Genomic DNA, 18,357 nt, shown 5'->3' on the forward strand with positions numbered 1-18,357 from the left:
GTCGGGATGCCCCCGTCATACAGTTCCGGACTCCGCCGGTCGGAACACACCGGCGACGACCGCTGTTGGCCGTGTACGCTCGTCAACGTCGCGCTCGTCGGTGCCGGTAGTGTGGCGCTCGGAGCCGTCAGCACGCCGGCGATCGGCGTCGCCGCCGCGGTGGGCGGCCTAACGCTGGTCTGGCTCCGGGGGTATCTGATCCCGGGCACGCCGCGGTTCGCCCCCGGGCTGGTCGCCGCCGTCCCCGGTGGAGCGGCGCTCTTCGACGAGCCCCCGGCGGGTGAGAACGGGCCGCCGGACGGGGGCGGGTCGCTGGGCACCGAGAACGCTCCCGGCGACCCCGAGGACCTGCTCGGCCGCCTCGTCGAGAGCGGCGTCCTCGAGGTCGACGGCGACACCGTCGCTCCCACGGCGGCGTTCGACGAACGGTGGCACGCGGAGATGGACCGCCTCCGGGACAGCACCACGGGGGAACTGGCCCGCGCCGCGCTCGCGGTCTCGCCGGCGGCCGAGGCGAGGCCCATCGAAGACGAGTGGGTCGCGCTCTCCCCCGAGGACGCCGGCGTGGTGGACGAGACCTGGCTCAGCCGTCCGGTGGCGATCGCCGAGATCGCCGGCTACCGCGCGGCCGAGTCGTTCCTCTCCGACGACGAGACCCGGCTGGCGGCCGCGCGGACGAATCGGCTGTTCCTCGACTCGTGTCCCGACTGCGGGACCCCGCTGGAACGGGGGACGGACATGTCGTGTTGCGGCGGTCACACCGGTTCCGGGGACGAGCCGTCCGAGACGCTCGTCTGTCGAGAGTGCGAGGCGCGGATATACACCTTCGATTAGTCTCGGCGCGACTGCGCGGACAGGCGCGTCTCGTAGGGGCGTGGATCCAGCGACTTCCCCGGTTCGTCGGCGGTCGAATACCGTCGGTCGGCTTCGTCCTCGCCCTGAAGGGCGAGGCTTTCGCCTCGGGTCTTCCGTAATGCCCGGGACGGCTCCGAGACCGTCGCCGTCCGAGTCGCTGAAGCTCCGCGGGGAGACCTGGTAGACGACGGTCTCGGTCCACCAATTGCGTTCACGCATAGTTGGACTGAAAGTTGTGTTCACTGCCGTCCCGTACTAACCGTTGTGAGAGAGTCGACTTCGAACCGGGGGAGACCGACGCGTGGCCGCCAACACGCGGACCGGGACGAATAAGTGAATTTGCGACAGACGAGCCCGTAACCCAAAATGACTGAGAACAACGTCGGCGACCGCCGGAACCCGGAGGGCGGGCGCCCGCCGCGGTGGACGAGGTCCCAGGCGATGCGGATCGAACGCGCGCCCGAGACCGTGGCGCCGGTCATCGAACCGCCTTCCGAGGATCCCGCCGCGGATCTCCACATCTGGGACACGTGGTTGCTCCGGGACCGCCACGGGGAGATCGCCGAGATCGACGGCTGGCGGGTGCTCTTCTCGCTGACCGCTCCGGAGGAACTGCTCCCGGGAAAGCGCCACGACGTCGCGGAGATCCGCTTCTTTTACTCCCGGAACGGAACCGAGTGGCACGGCGGCGAACCCGTCTTCGAAGCCGAGGCTCTCGGTCAGCGCCAGTGGGCCGGCTCCGCGCTGTACGACGACGGCGACCTGTACCTGTACTACACCGCTGCCGGGGACGAGTCCGTCGACGAACTGAACTACACCCAACGCATCGCGGTCGCCCACGGCGGCCGTTTCGAGGCCGACGACGACGGCGTGTGGAGCGAGGGGCCCTGGACCCACGAGACCATCCTCGAACCCGACGGGAGGTGGTACGAGAGCGAGGACCAGTCGCGCGGGATGATCTACACGTTCCGCGATCCCTGGTTCTTCGAGGATCCGGAGACCGGTGAGACGAACCTCCTGTTCGAGGCGAACACGCCGGTCTCGACCGACAGCGACCGGTGTGACGGCGACGAGGCCCGACAGGAGTTCAACGGGAGCGTCGGCGTCGCCACGTCACACAGCGGCGACCCGCTCGAATGGGAACTCGAACCGCCGCTCCTCGACGGCGTCTGCGTCAACCAGGAACTCGAACGTCCCCACATCGTGATCCACGACGAGCGATACTACCTCTTCTTCTCGAGCCATATGCACACCTTTTCGCCCGGCCTTCGCGGTTTCGACGGTCTCTACGGGTTCGTCGCCGACTCGCTCCGCGGGGAGTACGACCCGCTGAACGGCTCCGGGCTGGTCGTGACTAACCCCGCGAGCGTTCCCTTCCAGGCGTACTCCTGGATGGCGTTTCCCTACCGGGACGAGATACTCGTTCAGAGCTTCTACAACTACCGCGAGTTTGCCGGCGATTCGCTCGACGGCATCGCGGACCTCTCCGAATCGGAACAGCGCCACCTGTTCGGCGGGACGCTGAGTCCGACGCTCAGACTCGACGTGGGGGGCGATCGGACGCGCATCCACGGCCGGCTCGCTCACTGGCACATCCCCACGTCGGAAGAGGGGCTCCCGAACACTGACGGGTATCAGCCCCCCGAAGACGTCGGCTCCGACGACGGCTACGACGGCCGGCCGAACTCCCGGATGGACCGGCACCAGACCGGCGGGTACTCACGCTGATCCCGAGGGCGGAAGCCTGCGGCTTCCGTCGTCGGTGACCGACGGGGCGGCTACTGAGACTCCGTGCCGGCCGCCGCCGAGGCGGGTCGCGTCGCGGGCGTGATCGCGGATTCGAGTTCCCGAGCCTCGAAGGCGGAGACGGTCGCTCGTCCGCCTTCAGCCGCCACCGATACTCCCGTGCTGTTCGCGGCGGGATACACCCGGCTGGTCAGGCAGTGCCGGTCGTTGGCGTACAGTTCGATCACGGACCCGTCGAGGAACGCCCGGAGGGACAGCGGCTCGTCGTACGGCGTCACGGGCATCCGCTGGGCGTCCGTCGCGCCGACCCCCTCCCGACTGGACTCCGAGCGGTCGACTATCAGCTCGTTCTCGCGCGTGTATCGGACCGCGGTCCGCTCCTCGCGGTCGGCCGACTCGAACACCGAGAGCTCGAACGCCGAGGCGTCCTCCAGCGACACCTCCAGTTCGATCTCCAGCGTTCGGCCGCCCGCCTCGAGCGCGTGACGGGCCTCGTCGAGGACGGACGGGACCGCGGTCGACAGTCGGCGCTGGCGGAGTCGATCCACCTCCGCGGCGGGCCGTTGCCGGAGTCGCCCGTCCGCACCGAGCGAGAGCACCCGCGGTAGCGACAGGGCTCCGGACCAGCCGGCGTCCCACTGAGCGGCCGTCCCGCGTGTTTCCGGAAGCCACCCCCAGGTCAGATACCGATCGCCGTCCCGGAGCGACTGCGGGGCGTAGAAATCGCCGTGGTCGAGCACGCCCCGGTGGGCGACGTCGAACTCCCCGTCGTCGACCCCACCGATGAAATACACGACGTCCTCGTAGTTGGAGACGTGGAGGAGGGATCGATCGCCGAGATCCAACAGTTCCGGACACTCCCAGACGGCCCCGTGGCCGTCGTCACCGGTCAGCAGGGGGCCTCTGTACTCCCATTCGCGGAGATCCGGTGAGGCGTACAGGAGTGCCGTCCCGCCTCGATCGGAGATGCCGCTGCCGATGACCTGATACCACGTGCCGTCGTCCCGCCAGACCGCGTGGTCGCGGAACTCTATCTCCCAGTGTTCCGTGGACAGTAGATCGAGATCGGAGGGCGGCTCTTCGATGACGGGATTGCCCGGGTCCTTCTCCCAGCTTCGGAGGTCCGGGTCCGCGCTCGTGGCGAGACACGGGAGCTGCCAGCGCCCGTCGCCGCCCGTGTAGAGGATCGTCGGCGTCCCGTCGTCGTCGACCGCACACCCCGACCAACACCCGTCGCGGTCGGGACTGTCCGGCGACGGCGCAAGCGCGATCGGTTCGTCCGTCCAGTGAAGCAGGTCGTCGCTGACGGCGTGACCCCAGTGGATGGCGTTGTGAAACGGCCCCGCGGGGTTGTACTGGTAGAACAGATGATACCGCCCGTTCCAGCGGATCAGCCCGTTCGGATCGTTCAGCCAGTTCGCCGGCGGGGTGAAGTGATAGCGTGGCCGAGCGGGATCGCCCGCGAACGCCTCTCGCATCGCTGACAACTCGTCGGCCGTTTTCGGCCGGGCGGGCTGGTCGCCGCTGCCGACCGCGGACAGACACCCCGAAGCCAGGTCGGAGCGCGCGTCGGCGACGGACTCGTCCGCGGGCTCGTCGAACGCTAACGGCGCACCGATACCGATGACGCCGCCGCCACGGTCCCACGAAACGACGGTCATTTCGTTCGGCACGTCCCGACCACCGCGGACGGTCGACGCGAGCACCTCGCCGTGCGTCGGCACCGCGCTCTCGTAACGGGCCGTCGGAACCGCTCCCCTGTCGCAGATCGGGATCCGGATCGAATCGAACGCCGCTATCGCGGGATGGTCGTCGTAGAGCGTCCGCCAGAGCACGCCGGTCGGCTCGGCGACGCTCTGGGTCCCGACCACGTCCGGCGCGACGGGATCGATCCCGAGGTCATCGACGGCGCCCATCGCCCGAAGCGTGAGCAGTAGCCCGCCGCCGTCTTCGAGAAAGGCTTCGAAGGCCTCCACGGAACCCGGTGAGAGGACGTCGTCCCCGAGCGGCGCGTCGCGGTGCCACCACAGCACGTCGCATCCGTCCGTCGCCGCGCCGACCTCGGCGGGAGAGACCCGCACCGTCTCGAACGACTGCGCCTCTAGCCACGCCAGCGCCGCCCGCTGTTCGTCCGACGGCGCACCGCGACAGACAAATCCGACTCTCGTCCCGTGACCCATTATGACGGATATGATTCAGTCTCGAGTGAAAGTTGTATCGTCTACGGTCAGCAGGGGACGGCGGCCCGATATCGCCGCGACAGGTGGTAATTGGGCCGGATAGACGTGACGGGGCGGGTCGGTCCGCGTGGTCGACGGCGACTAGTCGGCGTGCTGCGGCGCCGGCGCGGACCGCTCGGGTCGGTGGTCGGCCACGTGGCCGCACTCCGGACAGACGACGGTGCGCTCGTCGCCGTCGCTGACGACGAGCCACCCGTCCGACAGGGCGCTCTCGAAGCGACACTCCGCACAGAAGAGGACCGACTTCCCGCGGGAGGGCGGGGAACCGCTGGCGTCTGCGTTCATGTTCGAAGGGAGGGCCCGGAGCTATAAGGGTCTTTTTCGACCTGATCGTTCAGTATGTTCGGGAGTGTCACGCGTACTCGTCACGCGAATCGGGACAAAACGGATCATTCGTTTCTAAAAGTAGAAAAATGGTGATCGGAATTCGGCTGGATCGTTTCCGGTGGATCCGGCTGTTTTCCTCGGCGTTTCCGTCGAACGGGAGCTACCGCGCCAGCGGCATGTTGTAGCTCGTCTCCTCGTCCATCACGTGCTCCCAGGTGGCCTCGCACTCGCAGGACACCTGCTCGAAGACGCTCGGGTCCTGCCGTTTATCGAAGTCCTTGATCGCGGTCTGGACGCGGTCGTCGCACTCGCCGCAGTTGTGCGCGCCGCGGTCGGAGCCGTGGCCGACGGGGTCGGAGACGACGATGGCGTCGACGTCGGCGGTCGATTCCAGGACGTGGGCGACCGACCAGAGCCACGGCGGGCGGTAGCCCCCCTCGAAGAACAGCTCGTCGACCATCGTGTACCGCTGGACGTTCGTGGGGTTCATCGAGACGGTGTGGCAGCCGTCGACGTCGGCGCAGCGGCGGATCGAGTCGACCATGTCGGCGGCCGCCTCCGGCTCCGCGAGGAAGGGCGGCTTCATGAGCAGGTACGCCTTGATCCCCACGTCGGCGTCGAACTCGTCGTCCGCGGCGGCCGCCTCGGCGCAGGCGTCCTCGAAGTCTGCGAAGTCGAAGTACTTGTTCACGCAGTCGTGACGGACGCGGTCGGTCGCGGTCTCTAACCCGACCGCCACGTCGGTGGCGATCCCGTGGTCCGCGAAGTCCGCGACCTTCTCGCGGTCGACGAAGTCCGGCAGGGACTCGACGACGATCCGGTCGCGGTCCGCGAACGTCTCCGCGATCGCCCGGCGGGTCTCCGCCGGCACCTCGCGCTCGTCGAGGAAGGAGCCGGACGTGTAGATCTTGATCAGATCGGCCGGCTCGTCGGTCTCCTCGGCCTCGTGGTCGAGACACGCGTCGACCTGCGTCATGAGGTCCTCGTGGGCGACGCTGCCGCCCTCGACCGACTCGGCGACGTAGCCGCACATCGTACAGCCGCCGGCGCGGGCCCACCGGCAGCCGCCGGTGTTCAGGATGATCGTGAGGGAGTTCACGACGCCGTCGGGCGTGTTGTCCTCGTCGATCCAGACGCGGGTGGGCTCCGTCGGGTCGTACGTCTCCGAGCGCTCGGCGCGGATGTCGCGCATCACGGCGTTGTGCGCGTCCATCCCGCGCCCCTGCTCGTACGCCTCGGGGCTCGTCCGGCTCATTGTCGAGAGGAGCGGGCGAGCGCGTAAAGCCGTGTCGTCATCGCGGGGTCGCTCGCCAGCGGGATCCGGCGACTAGGACGCCAGAGCCTCACCCGCGGGACCCGGACCGACCGTTCGGGAAACCTTCTCAAGAGAGATATATTGATAAATACATACCGATTCACAGAAAGATTTTATAAGTATCGCTAAGTCAAAGAAATCGATGTCACGAGACCGTGACTACGGACGGCGTGAGGTGCTGCGTGCGGGTGGAATCGTTCTCGGCGGATCGCTGGTCTCGGGGTCTACGACGGCCGCAGACGGCGACGGACCGACGACGCTGACGCTGCTATCGTACAACGACGTTCAGACGGCCGCCGCAGAGGACAAGGACTTCCCGCGGCTGGTGACGCTCATCGAACAGCGCCGGGCGGCGGCCGACGGCCCGGTCGTCGTGGTCGGCGGCGGCGATCAGATCGGCCCGCACGCTCTCAGCCCCATCTCGCAGTGGCGCGCGCCGGTCGACGTACTCAACGGCGTTCAGCCCGACGCGGACGTGATCGGTAACCACGAGTTCGACTACGGGCTCGACGCCATCTCGGACGTCACGGCCGACTCTAAGTTCCCCTGGCTGGCGACGAACCTCGTGGACAGCGAGACTGGCGAGGCCTTCGACGGGACGAAGTCGAATCACATCGTTGAGCGCGGCGGCGTCAGGGTCGGTATCATCGGACTCGCCGACAAGGGCGCGACGACCGGCAAGACGAACATCGACTTCGAGGCAGAGGGTATCACCATCGAGGACTACACCGAGACCGGTCCGGCCGAGGCGAAGCGACTCAGAGAGGAGGAGGGCGTCGATGTCGTCGTCGCGCTCGCGCACACGGGCGTCCCCGACGCCGAGGCGCTTGCCGAGGCCGACACCGACGACGACATCGACGTCCTCGTGGTCGGGGACGACGAAATCGTGTACCGGCCCACGGAACAGAGCGGGACGATCGTCTCGGAGGCGGAGGCACGGGCGAACTACCTCAGCGAGATCGAGCTGACGGTCGAAGACGGGTCGGTGACCTCGTGGGAGGGGGATCTACTCGAGGTCACGGACGACATCGAGAAGGACCCCGACGCCTCGCGGATCATCAACGAGTACCGCGCGGAGGTGAGCCTCGACTCGCCGGTCGTGGAATCGGCGGTGCCACTCGACGCCACGTTCTCCTCGAACTACCACCGCGAGACCAACTACGGCAACCTGATCACCGACGCGATGCGCGAGCGGACCGACGCCGACGTCGCGATCACGAACGCGGGCGGCATCCGCTCGGACTCGGTGTACGGCCCCGGCGAGATTACCGGCGGGGACATCTTCAACACCCTTCCGTTCCCGAACACTGTCGTTTCGCTGGAGCTCACCGGCGAGGAGCTCGTCGAGACGCTGGAGAGCCAGGTCGTCACGCTGGAGAGCGCCACCGGACAGAGCTTCGGCGAGGAGATCTCCCAGCAGACCAGCGGCCTTCGCTTCGAGTGGGTGCCCCACGAGGACGCCGACGAACTGATCCGTGACGTGTACGTCGGCGGCGAGCCGCTCGACCTCGACGAGACGTACGAGGTCGCCGTCAACAGCTTCATCGCCAACGGCGGGAGCGGGTACCCGCTGGAGGACAAGCCCGTGATCGACGACACGGGCGAACTTCAGGCGACGACCGTCGTCGACTACCTGGAACCCCGGGAGACGATCGCGCCGACCGTCGAAGGCCGGATGCAGCGCGTCGACCGAGACCTCCCCGACGCGTCGGTGACCGTCGACGGGAACGGCAAGGTGGTCACGCAGTTCGACGCGCCCGACGACGTCCGGTCGGTCGCCGAGGACACCGTCGCCGTGTGGACGCCGGAGGGTGACCACCTCGACGCGGAGCACGTCGCCTTCGGCGAGGGCGACGAGACCCTCGTCGTCCGTGTCGACGACGGCGACTTGGCGGACACGATCGAAGACGCGGACGACGGCGACGAGATCCCGCTTAACCTCTACGCCGAGTACGAGTCGAGCGAGTTCGACCACATCTACTTCGAGCGCTCTCGGCTCAACGCCGACGTGACGGCGACCGTGCGAGAACGTGGCCGAGGGCGCGGTCGCGGTCGTGTCGGTCCGCCGGGCAACTGACGCCGGCGAGGAGTACACACCGACCCCGCTAGCGATCGCCGTCGCGGTCGTTCGTCGATGACACGCTCCGGCGAACGACCGCGATCACTCCCCCGCCCATCGCCCCGACCGCGTTGACACCGGCGTCGCGCCACGCGAACGAGCGCCACGGGATCGGCGCCTGAACGAGTTCGATCCCGAAGCCGAACGCGACCGCGCCGACCACCGCGAGGACACCCCCGAGCCGCCTCCCTCGCGTCACCGGAACGAGCAGGACGGCGAGGACCGCGTACCCGACGAGGTGAAACGGATCGGTGAGGCCGACTCCGGCGGGGAGAGCGTCGAGAATCCGGTCGAAAGCGCCTCCGCCTCCCCCGGGCGATTCCAGAGGGACCGGGACCACCGATCCGACGAACAGCGCGAGCGACACCGCGAGCGCTCTCGCTCGGTCGCGTCGGATCTCCCGGTCGCGTCGGATCCCCCGGTCGCGTCGGGTCGGTCGGCTTCGACCGTTCGGATCGCTCACGCCGTCGGTTCGACTCGCGGGCAATTATGCGTCACGACTCCGGGGAATTCGAAGATCGGGTGGAGACGTCTTCGAAGGCGTCTCTCCCCGACAGACGCCGGCTTCAGCGATACGTCGGTCCACGTCCTGACCGGCCGACGCGAGGCGGCAGGACCGAGAGGGAGATGTCAGTTCTCCGATCGGAGGCTGTCGACGGCGTTTTACATCTTTGCGTCCGTTCACACACGTGGAACCAGACTCCGTCCGAGACACGTGGACGAACCGGGCGGGCGAATACTCACCGGCGTACTACGCCCATTACGGGCCGAACGAGACGAGCGCGGTGATCCGCGAGAGCCTCGACGAGTTCCTCGACCGCGACGCGGCGATCCTCGAACTCGGGTGCGGTTCCGGTCGCCACCTCGAACACTTGGCCGACCACGGCTTCGAGGACCTCTCGGGCGTCGACATCAACGCCGAGGCGTTCGACACGATGCGGGAGACCTACCCCGACCTCGCCGCCGACGGAACCTTCTACTGCGCCCCGATAGAGGACCTCGTCGGGGAGTTCGACGACGGACAGTTCGACGCGGTCTACTCGGTCGAAACGCTTCAACACCTCCATCCCGACGTCGAGTGGGCGTTCGAGGAGATCGCCCGAATCACCGACGACATCCTCGTCACGGCCGAGATCGAGGGGCCGGTCCGCGGGTCGTCGTCCGAACCGGACGTGAACTACGTCGACGGCGACACGCCGCTGTACTACCGGGACTGGAGCCGCATCTTCACCTCGCTCGGCCTCGTCGAGGTCGACATCGTCCGGGGCGACAGGGACACCACGCGGACCTTTCGCGCGTCGGGCTAACCGGCCATCTCGGCGGTGCCGATTACCCCGGTTCGGTGACTCCGACGGGGCCGATTGCCTCGGGTGACGGCGGCGCGCTCGACACGAGACGCCGACCGCGATCGGGCTCGCCGATCAAGCGGATCCGGTCACAGACGGGCGGCTTCGGCGGTCACTCGAGGTCGACCCGTCCCCGATCCGACGCGCCGAGACGGGCACGGTGACCGGAGGCGTTCGGATCGTCTAACCGGCCGGCGGGTCAACGGGTATCGAGTATCGACCGCGTTGAGAACCCGGTGCCGCCCAGGTCGTTCCGCGGCCGAACGTCGCCGCCGACCTCGTCCGATCGCGTAATGGGTATCGGTTTCATCGAGAGGTGAACACATAACACGCTGTGGTCCCTCTATAATGAACGAGCATTACATGACTGAAATGGGCGGCTACAGAGACCGAGTGGCACAAGTCGATCTCGGCGGTGGCGAGGTCAGCTACCGCGGGATCGACGACGAGGACGCGGAGAAGTACATCGGCGCGCGCGGGCTTGGCGTCAAGTACGTCTTCGACAAGGGGCCCGACGTGGACCCGCTGGGACCGGAGAACAGACTCGCGTTCATGACCGGGCCGCTCACGGGGACCCAGACCGTGATGAGCGGCCGGATCGCCTTAGTGACGAAGTCCCCGCTGACGGGGACCGTCACCGACTCGCACCACGGCGGCTGGTCCGGCGCGCGGCTCAAGTGGGCCGGGCTCGACGGTATCCTGCTCGACGGCGAGAGCGACGAGCCGGTCTACCTGTTCGTCGAGGACGGCGACGTCGAGGTACGCGACGCCTCCCACCTCTGGGGCCAGGGCGTCCACGACACGATCGACCAGATCGGCGAGGAGGTCGACGGGAAGGTCGGTCGCAACGTCTCCGTGATGGCGATCGGACAGGGCGGCGAGAACCAGGTGCGGTACGGCTGCGTGATCAACGAGGACGACCGCGCCTCGGGCCGCGGCGGCACCGGCGCCGTGATGGGCGCGAAGAACGTGAAGGCGGTCGTCGTGAAGTCGGGCACCGACATGCCCAAGCCCGCCGACCCCGAGACGTTCCAGGAGGGCTACCAGCAGGCGATGGAGGTCATCCGCGAGTCCGACGTCACCGCGCCCAACGAGGGCGGGCTCTCGATGTACGGGACCAACGTCCTGATGAACGCGACCGAGGAGATGGACGGGCTCCCGACGAAGAACGCGAAGTACACCTCGACGGAGGCGTACAACGAGACCGAGGGCGTCGACATCGAGGCCGAGCGCGTCTCCGGCGAGAACGTCCGCGAGAACATCCTCGTCGACGAGCCGACGTGTCACTCCTGCCCGGTGGCGTGTAAGAAGGAGGTCGAGGTCGACGTCACCCACAAGGGTCAGGACATGAACGTCCGCACGGAGTCGTACGAGTACGAGTCCGCGTGGGCGCTGGGCCCGAACTCGGGTCACTCCGACCGCGACGAGATCGCCGTGATGCTCCAGCGGTGTAACGATCTCGGCATCGACACCATCGAGGCCGGCAACATGATGGCGATGGCGATGGAGATGAGCGAGGAGGGCAAACTCGACGGCGTCGGCCACCTCGACTGGGGCGACTCCGAGACGATGATCGACCTCATCGACGAGATCGGTCACCGCTCGTCGGACCTCGGCGACCTCCTCGCGGAGGGGCCGGAGCGCGTCGCCGACGCGAAGGACGCGCACGGCAACAAGCTCTCCGTGAAGGGCCAGACGATGGCCGCGTACGACCCGCGCTGTATGAAGGGCATGGGGATCGCGTACGCGACCTCCAACCGCGGCGCCTGCCACCTGCGCGGCTACACGCCGGCCGCCGAGATCCTCGGGATCCCGGAGAAGGTCGACCCGTACGAGTGGGAGGGCAAAGGCGAGCTCACCGCCACCTTCCAGAACCTCCACGCGGTGTCGGACTCGTTCGACATCTGTAAGTTCAGCGCGTTCGCGGAGGGGATCGAGGAGTACGTGCTCCAGTACAACGGCATGACCGGCCGCGACCTCTCGGAGGACGACCTCTTCGAGGCCGGCGAGCGCGTCTACAACCTCGAACGCTACTACAACAACCTCGTCGGCTTCGACGGCGCGGACGACACGCTGCCGAACCGGTTCGTCGAGGGGCACCCGGACGCGGTTCCCGGCACGGGTGCCAGCGAGGGCGAACTCGTCGAGCTCGACCAGCTGAAGGCCGAGTACTACGAGACCCGCGACTGGGTCGACGGCGTCGTGCCCGACGAGAAGCTCGGCGAACTCGGCATCGATATCGGGCCCGGAACCGGCGTCTCGTCCGGCGATTCCGCGGCCCCGGCCGACGACTGATCGGTCCTGCGTCGCGGGCGCGACCCGGTTCGCGCTCGCGGCCCATCCGCACGGTCCGTTTATTTTTAAGTGAACGCCGCCGGTAGCGTGGCCCATGCCGCACGACCCGCTCTCGCCCTCCGAGGCCCTCCGCACGCCGCTCGGTGCCGTCCTCGCGGCGGTGAGCCTGCTCGTGTTCGTTTACTCGCTCGTGATCGCCGCGCAGATCCTGCTCGGCGTCGTCGTCGTCCTCGCGCTCTCGGTCGGGCCGTACCTCTCGTACCGGCTGTTCGCCGCGCTCGACTCGCTCGCCGACGGCGCTCAGCGGATGGCGGACGCCCGCGAGCGCGAGGCCCGAGGCGACGGCGAGGCGCGGTTCGACCGTCCCGTCGACCGCGACGCCGCCGAGACGCGCGAGCGCTCCGGAGAGCGGGCGACCGAGCGCGAGCGCTGACCGAACCGCCCGGGTCGACGGCGAAGCCGACCGATCTCGGCTCCCGCGAGTCTCGGCGCGACGCTTTATCTCCGCGCGCTGCGATAGGAGGGCATGAACTGGCGACTCGTCGCGACGGTGGGTGTCGGCGTGAGCGCGTTCCTGCTCACGGTCGCCGCCGTCACGGAACTACTCGCGCTGCGGATCGAGTTCTCGGCGCTCGTCGGGCTCCCGGTCGGCATCCTCGTCGGCGGCGCGTCCGCGACGGCGACGTGGCTCCGACTCTGGAACGCTCCGGGCGCTCGCCCCGCGCTGCTCGGCGCCGCGGCGGTCGGCTACGCCGTCGTCGCCCTCGCGGCCGCCTCGTACGCGATCTCGTCGGTCCGGGGGTTCGTGAGCGTCGAGAGCGCCCTCGCCGTCGCGCTCCTCGTCGGCGTCGCCGCCTTCGCGATCGCGAGGCGCCGACCGGACCGGTTCGACTGACCAGAGGTCGGAAGCCCCGCAGCACCTCACGCGAACACGACGAACCGGAACAGCCACAGCGTTCCCATCCCGGTCGCGATGGTCGCGAACACGTTCTCCGTCCGCCACGCGACCGCGCCGGCGACGGCGCCGGCGATCAGCCGCTCGTCGAGGAGGGTCGCGGCGACCGACGGGCGCAGCGTCACGAGGTCGGGGAGGACGAGCGCAGCGAGGACCGCGGGCGGGACGTACCGTAGCGGTCGCTGGACGCGCGCCGGGACCCCGTCGATCCGCCCGAACAGGTGGATGAAGGAGAGCCGGATCGCGTAGGTGACGACGCCGATCGCGACGATGGCAACCCAGGCGCGCGGGGAGGCGACGGCCGCGCCGAGGGCGCCCGTCACGACGCGACCGCCCCCGAGTCGACCGCGTCGGTCACGAGGCCGTCACCTCCGTCACGAGCCCGGCCGCGATCCCGGACAGCGCCCCGACGAGCAGGCCGAGGTTGAGCGGGAGGCCGACTGCGACGACCGCCGTCGCGCCGCCGGCGACGCCCGCGACGGTCGTCGGGCGATCCTTCATCGCGGGGACGAGTAGCGCGAGGAACACGAGCGGGACCGCGAAGGTGAGACCCCACGCGTCCGGAACGCCGGCGCCGAGGACGACGCCCGCGACGGTGCCGATCTGCCAGACGACCCACAGCGACGCGGCCGCGCCGAGGTAGTAGCGCCACCGACTGCGCTCGGGGTTCTCGTCGAACTCGGCGACCGAGAGCGCGTACGCCTGGTCGGTGAGGAGGTACGCGAGCCCCGCTCGGAGCCGCCGCCCGTACTCCGCGAAGTGCGGCGCGATAGACGCCGAGTACATCAGCATTCTGAGGTTGATCACGACGGCCGTGCCGACGACGACCGCGAGGGGCGCGTTCTCGCCGAGCAGGTCCAGCGCCGCCAGCTGGGAGGCGCCCGCGAACACGATCACGGACATCCCGACGGCCTCCGCGAGGCCGAGTCCGGCGTCGACCGTCGCGATACCGGCGACGAGCGCGAACGGCGCGATCCCTAACATTAGCGGCGACACGTCCCGTACGCCGGCCAGCAGGTCCTCGTCGAGAACGGACCGGGACACGGCTATTGCTCCTTCGGATACGGGGGCTCGTCGTACTTCGCCGCGAGGTGGTCGGCGTGCTCCAGCTTCGCGTTCGCCTTGCGGAAGGTGCCGAGCAGCGAGTGGACCTCGCGTTCCGTGGGGTGCGCGCGGCCGAGCAGCCGGCGCATCAGCAGCGCGTTCTTCTCGCGGACGTGTTCCCGTTGCCCGGTCGCCGCGAGGAACTCGTCGAAAAAGTCGTGGAAGCGCTCGACGTCGGCCTCGGGGGCGCGGGTCACCTCGGTGTCGGGTAACTGGGTCTCGTCGACGGTGAGATCGCGCAGTTCGTACAGGAGGACCGTCGCGGCCTGCCCGAGGTTCAAGACGGGGTAGTCGTCGTCGGCCGGGATCGAGCACACTTCGTCGAGCCGCGAGAGCTCCTCGTTGTTGAGCCCGCGCCCCTCGCGGCCGAAGACGATGGCGGTGGGGGCGTCGACCGCCTTCAGCGACTCGCGCAGTTCGACGGGCGTCTTGAACGGGAACCGCTCGTGGCTGCGGTCGTCCTCGCCGGTGATCGCCGTGGTGCCGACGGTGTGGTAGTTCGCGACCACCTCCTCGAAGGTGACCTCCTCGGCGTTCGGGAGCACGTCCTCGCGGGCGTGGCCGGCGAAGCCGTACGCCTCGCCGTCCTCCTCGATCTCGGGCGGATCCACGAGCTTGAGGTCCGTGAGGCCGAAGTTCTTCATCGCTCGTGCGATCGTGCCGACGTTCCCCGGCGTCTCCGGTTCGACGACGACGACGACGGGCTTGCGGCGATCGGCCACCGTCTCTGCGGTTTCCGCGGCTCTCGCTGCCGCCGCGGCCTCGGTCGCTTCCTCGCCCGCGTCTCCGTCCTCGCCGTCGCTCATCGGTCCGACGGGTAGTCGGTCGAGAGGTCGAGGTCGGACTCCGTGAGGTCCGCCTCGGTCAGTTCCTCGCGCTCGGGGTCCTCCTCGCCGGCGAGTTCGAGGATGTCGATCCGGTCGCCGTCGAACCCCTCCTCGAGCCGGTCCTGGACCTCCTGTTGGTCCGGGAGGTCCGGCAGCCCGTCCGGGTCTTCCTCGACGTGCTCGACGGAGCCGTACCCCTCGGGCGCCTCGTTGCCGGCGGCGACCCACTCGTGGAAGCGGTCCGCGAACTCGACCGATCCCTTGTGGTCGCTGCCGCCCGCCTCGCGGAACCAGTAGAGCAGCTCGCGCTCGTGCTCGGGACAGAGGAGTACCTCGCCGTCCGGCTCGCCGTAGACGATTTCGGCCTCGTTACAGCGGTGGATCTCGTCTTCGCCGTAGTCGAGGTAACAGACGTCGCAGGGCTCCTCGACGAGGCCGACGAGCCGCAGGAGTCGCTCTCGCGGGTCCTCCGGGATCTCGTCGAGGGGCTTCAGCTCCTCGTCGTCGGTGAATATCTCGTCCTCCTCGAAGCGCCACCCGCGGAGGCCGATGCTCACTTTCGCCATGTCCCAGGCTACGCTCCGGCGGCGATAAAAGCGCGTCCTTCCCGGCACGAGGGCGACAGCTGCGCCGCGCCGCGTCGGAGAGACCGAGCCGGGCGCCCGCGAGGTCCGCCCCGGCGCGACCCCGACGCGGTCGCTTATGTACCCGGCGTCCCTCGTCGCGGCCATGAGACGGCGGCGACTCCTCGGGCTGACCGCGGCCGCCACGCTCGGCGCCGCCGCGGGCTGCCTCGGGACCGGCGACGGCGGCGGCGGCGACACCGCATGGCCCACCGGAACGTACGCCGACTACGAGACGACGACCGTGACCGTCGAGAGCCCCGAGGGTGACTCTCGGGGATCGGTGACCGCCGCGATCGCGGACACCGGGGACAAGCGCATTCTGGGTCTCAGCGACGCCGAATCGCTGCCCGAAGACGGCGGCATGCTGTTCGTGTACGACGCGCCCCGAGACTCGCTCACCTACGTGATGCGTCGGATGAGCTTCGGGATCGACATCGTCTACGTCGACGGCGACCGGACGATTACGCGAATTCACAACGCGCCCGAGCCGGGTCCGAACGAGGACGGCGAAGCGCAGCGGTATCCCGGCTCGGGCCAGTACGTGCTCGAACTTCCCTACGAGTGGACCGACCGTCACGGCGTCGAAGTCGGGGACTCGTTGGTCTTCGAGCTGTAACTCAGTGATCCCGGAAGCCGGCCGAGGCCGCGTCCGTCAGAACTCGAACCCGACGGCGTCGCGACTCGGACGGAGCGGGCTCTTCGGGTACGGCGGCTCGGCGTCGGGGTCGTTGAACGCCCGCGGCGCCACGTCGTTCGGCCCGTTCGGGTAACAGAGCGCGGCGAGCGTCTGAATCGCCGTGCGCCCGCTCGCGAGCTCGAACTGGCCGCCGCCGTACAGCTCGATCCCCTCCCGTTCGCAGTGGGCGATCGTCTCGAACAGCGATTCGAGCGTGCCGAACCGCGACGGTTTGATGTTACACCAACCCGGCTCGATCGGGAGGGATTCGAGGCTCTCGACGCCGTCGACCGGGTAGTCGAAGGAGAGCCGGTCGGCCTGCGGCTCGACGAGCGCGCTCGTCGCGGGCGTGAACGCGGGGTCCTCAACGACCGCGGCCGGGAACGCCGCGAACACGTCGCGGTACAGCTCCGGGTCGGGCTCGACGTCGACGTCGGTCCCCTCGTACCACCCCTTCAGGTCGAGGATGCGCACGGCGTCGGTCTCGCGCAGCGTCTCGAACGCCGCCTCGGGCCACTCCGGGGTGGGGTCGAGCTTGAACTCCAGGTCGGGGTCGCGCGAGAGCAGCGCCTCGACGCGGTCGGTCGAGGGCGGGTCGCCCAGCCGCGTCGAGACGACGAACCTGACCGGCTCCGGGTCGACGCCGAGCCGGTCGCCAAGCGACTCCTCGCGCTGGCGGAGCGCTAAGTCGAGCGCGGCGCTCTCGACCGCCCACCGGCGGTAGTTTCGCGACGTCTCGTTCTCCGGCGGGGTTCCGTGAAAGAGGTCGATCTCGTCGAGCCGGTCCGACAGCGCGTCGATCGTCCACTCTCCCTCGATATCGATCGGGTCGGTCCCGGCGAGCGCGTCGTGGTCGGCGGTCTCGTAGGTCACGTCCTCGCCCCGACCGACGACGCCGTCGCCGGAGAGGCGGTACTCCGTGGTCGTCCGCTCGAACCCGCTCGTCGTGTTCGCGGTGTGTCGCCGGCGACCGACCGACTCGATCGTCACCGACAGGTCCGCGATCCGATCGTAGTGGCTCATGACCGATCCGAGGCGGCCCGGTCACTTAAATCGGTGAGCGCGGCGTCGGGGGCGACCCGAATACGTCTCGGCCCGACTACGTCCCCGGGTCGCTCGCGCGGCCTCGGAGGGTCGCGATCCGGGTGCCGAGCGTCCAGAACAGCGGGACCACGGTGAGAACGACGGCGCCCGCGGCCGCGACCTGGAGGACGGTCGTGGTGAACCACGGCTCGCCGTCGGCGTACGGCAGCGAGGTGTGAGTCACGTTGCCGATCACGGGGACGAAGTAGTCCATCAGCAGGTCCGCGGTGTACCACGCGGTCGCGACCGCGACCGCGCGGAGCGGGAAGTCGGTGATTCGATGGAGGACGAGCGCCTGAACGACCATCGCGAGGTGGCTGAAGAGGAGGAACGCGTACAGCGCCGGGCCGTTGACCGCGAGGAACTCCGGCCAGAAGACGACGAGGACGTACGGGGTCCACAGCCCGAGTTTGACGTTGCCGAAGAAGGCGAGCGTCGCGAGCGTGTCGCTCGACCGCCCGAGCGCCCACGCGCCGAGCGCGAGCGCGGTAAGCAGCGTCGCTCCGGGGCTGTCCGGAATGAATACCCACATCTCGGTCGGGAGGGCTCGGAACTGGAACCGGTAGTACCAGAAGCCGAAGGCGGTGCCGACGAGGTTGATGGCGACGATGACCCACGCGAACCGGAAGGCGACATCTTCCAGCCGCTTCGGGAGCGGCGCGACCCACCGCGGGAGCGACTCGCGGTCCGGCGGGTCGCGGCCGAGCGCGCCGACGATGTCCATACCGCCGGGTCGGACCGGGTGGGCAAAGCCGTGGCGGTCGCGGCGGGCGCGACCGGCGCCGGGGGAGGCGAACGCGGGACGAGCGACCGCGAAACGTCGCCCGACCGGCGGCCGCGACG

The 18,357-nt window shown here is 68.9% G+C and carries 18 protein-coding genes; 8 read left to right on the forward strand and 10 right to left on the reverse strand.

Annotation, left to right across the window (positions count from 1 at the left end; translation table 11 throughout):
- Positions 1–6 precede the first annotated feature (6 nt).
- Together BM286_RS15670 and BM286_RS12765 are read left to right on the forward strand one after the other, a co-directional pair.
- On the forward strand, positions 7–834 hold the full coding sequence (locus BM286_RS15670; RefSeq protein WP_092922960.1) for a hypothetical protein: 828 nt from the start codon (positions 7–9) through the stop codon (positions 832–834).
- Between the two features lie 387 nt (positions 835–1,221).
- A complete protein-coding gene (locus BM286_RS12765) occupies positions 1,222–2,583 on the forward strand; it encodes a glycoside hydrolase family 68 protein (RefSeq protein WP_092922963.1) in 1,362 nt (453 codons plus the stop codon).
- Between the two features lie 50 nt (positions 2,584–2,633).
- On the opposite strand, the gene BM286_RS12770 is transcribed toward BM286_RS12765, so the two are convergent.
- The 3 genes from BM286_RS12770 to BM286_RS12780 all read right to left on the reverse strand — a co-directional run bounded on the left by BM286_RS12770 (position 2,634) and on the right by BM286_RS12780 (position 6,423).
- Positions 2,634–4,781, reverse strand: a complete 2,148-nt coding sequence (locus BM286_RS12770) for a GH32 C-terminal domain-containing protein (protein ID WP_092922966.1) — start codon at positions 4,779–4,781, stop codon at positions 2,634–2,636.
- 141 nt (positions 4,782–4,922) lie between these two features.
- Complete coding sequence (locus tag BM286_RS12775) at positions 4,923–5,126, reverse strand: hypothetical protein (protein WP_092922969.1); 204 nt, start codon at positions 5,124–5,126, stop codon at positions 4,923–4,925.
- Positions 5,127–5,328: 202 nt separating this feature from the next.
- Positions 5,329–6,423, reverse strand: coding sequence for an archaeosine biosynthesis radical SAM protein RaSEA (locus tag BM286_RS12780; RefSeq protein WP_092922972.1), 1,095 nt, complete (start codon positions 6,421–6,423; stop codon positions 5,329–5,331).
- A gap of 235 nt (positions 6,424–6,658) precedes the next feature.
- Here BM286_RS12780 and BM286_RS12785 point away from each other — a divergent pair, with 235 nt between their 5' ends.
- Positions 6,659–8,560, forward strand: a complete 1,902-nt coding sequence (locus BM286_RS12785) for a 5'-nucleotidase C-terminal domain-containing protein (protein ID WP_092923304.1) — start codon at positions 6,659–6,661, stop codon at positions 8,558–8,560.
- 28 nt (positions 8,561–8,588) lie between these two features.
- Here the strand turns inward: BM286_RS12785 and BM286_RS12790 are convergent, their stop codons facing one another.
- Complete coding sequence (locus BM286_RS12790; RefSeq protein WP_394327281.1) at positions 8,589–9,065, reverse strand: VanZ family protein; 477 nt, start codon at positions 9,063–9,065, stop codon at positions 8,589–8,591.
- 226 nt (positions 9,066–9,291) lie between these two features.
- On the opposite strand from BM286_RS12790, the gene BM286_RS12795 reads away from it, so the two are divergent.
- From BM286_RS12795 to BM286_RS12810, 4 genes are all read left to right on the forward strand, one after another.
- Positions 9,292–9,909, forward strand: coding sequence for a class I SAM-dependent methyltransferase (locus BM286_RS12795; RefSeq protein ID WP_092922975.1), 618 nt, complete (start codon positions 9,292–9,294; stop codon positions 9,907–9,909).
- A 402-nt stretch (positions 9,910–10,311) separates the two neighbouring features.
- Positions 10,312–12,243, forward strand: a complete 1,932-nt coding sequence (locus BM286_RS12800; protein WP_092922978.1) for an aldehyde ferredoxin oxidoreductase family protein — start codon at positions 10,312–10,314, stop codon at positions 12,241–12,243.
- A 94-nt stretch (positions 12,244–12,337) separates the two neighbouring features.
- The gene (locus tag BM286_RS12805) at positions 12,338–12,676 is read left to right on the forward strand and encodes a hypothetical protein (protein WP_092922981.1); all 339 of its coding nucleotides are present in this window, start codon (positions 12,338–12,340) and stop codon (positions 12,674–12,676) included.
- Positions 12,677–12,769: 93 nt separating this feature from the next.
- Entirely contained in the window at positions 12,770–13,138 is a 369-nt protein-coding gene (locus BM286_RS12810) for a hypothetical protein (protein WP_092922984.1), read from the forward strand.
- Between the two features lie 26 nt (positions 13,139–13,164).
- Here the strand turns inward: BM286_RS12810 and BM286_RS12815 are convergent, their stop codons facing one another.
- From BM286_RS12815 to BM286_RS12830, 4 genes are read right to left on the reverse strand one after another with little or no spacing between them, the layout of a single operon-like run.
- Complete coding sequence (locus BM286_RS12815; protein WP_092922987.1) at positions 13,165–13,521, reverse strand: AzlD domain-containing protein; 357 nt, start codon at positions 13,519–13,521, stop codon at positions 13,165–13,167.
- Positions 13,522–13,552: 31 nt separating this feature from the next.
- Positions 13,553–14,242, reverse strand: coding sequence for an AzlC family ABC transporter permease (locus BM286_RS12820; RefSeq protein ID WP_092922990.1), 690 nt, complete (start codon positions 14,240–14,242; stop codon positions 13,553–13,555).
- 2 nt (positions 14,243–14,244) lie between these two features.
- Positions 14,245–15,108, reverse strand: a complete 864-nt coding sequence (locus tag BM286_RS12825) for an RNA methyltransferase (RefSeq protein WP_092922993.1) — start codon at positions 15,106–15,108, stop codon at positions 14,245–14,247.
- Positions 15,105–15,695: a hypothetical protein gene (locus tag BM286_RS12830; RefSeq protein WP_092922996.1), complete on the reverse strand. Its 591-nt coding sequence runs from the start codon at positions 15,693–15,695 to the stop codon at positions 15,105–15,107. The genes BM286_RS12825 and BM286_RS12830 overlap by 4 nt, the downstream gene beginning before the upstream one ends.
- 163 nt (positions 15,696–15,858) lie before the next feature.
- On the opposite strand from BM286_RS12830, the gene BM286_RS12835 reads away from it, so the two are divergent.
- Positions 15,859–16,371 (forward strand): DUF192 domain-containing protein, encoded by a 513-nt coding sequence (locus BM286_RS12835; protein WP_092922999.1) that lies wholly within the window; start codon positions 15,859–15,861, stop codon positions 16,369–16,371.
- Between the two features lie 36 nt (positions 16,372–16,407).
- Here BM286_RS12835 and BM286_RS12840 read toward each other — a convergent pair whose 3' ends face one another.
- On the reverse strand, positions 16,408–17,454 hold the full coding sequence (locus tag BM286_RS12840; RefSeq protein WP_092923002.1) for a hypothetical protein: 1,047 nt from the start codon (positions 17,452–17,454) through the stop codon (positions 16,408–16,410).
- Positions 17,455–17,530: 76 nt separating this feature from the next.
- Positions 17,531–18,238, reverse strand: a complete 708-nt coding sequence (locus BM286_RS12845) for a DUF1405 domain-containing protein (protein WP_092923005.1) — start codon at positions 18,236–18,238, stop codon at positions 17,531–17,533.
- Between the last annotated feature and the right edge of the window lie 119 nt (positions 18,239–18,357).

The sequence above is a fragment of the Halorubrum sodomense genome (genome assembly GCF_900111935.1).
Taxonomy (GTDB): Archaea; Halobacteriota; Halobacteria; order Halobacteriales; family Haloferacaceae; genus Halorubrum; species Halorubrum sodomense.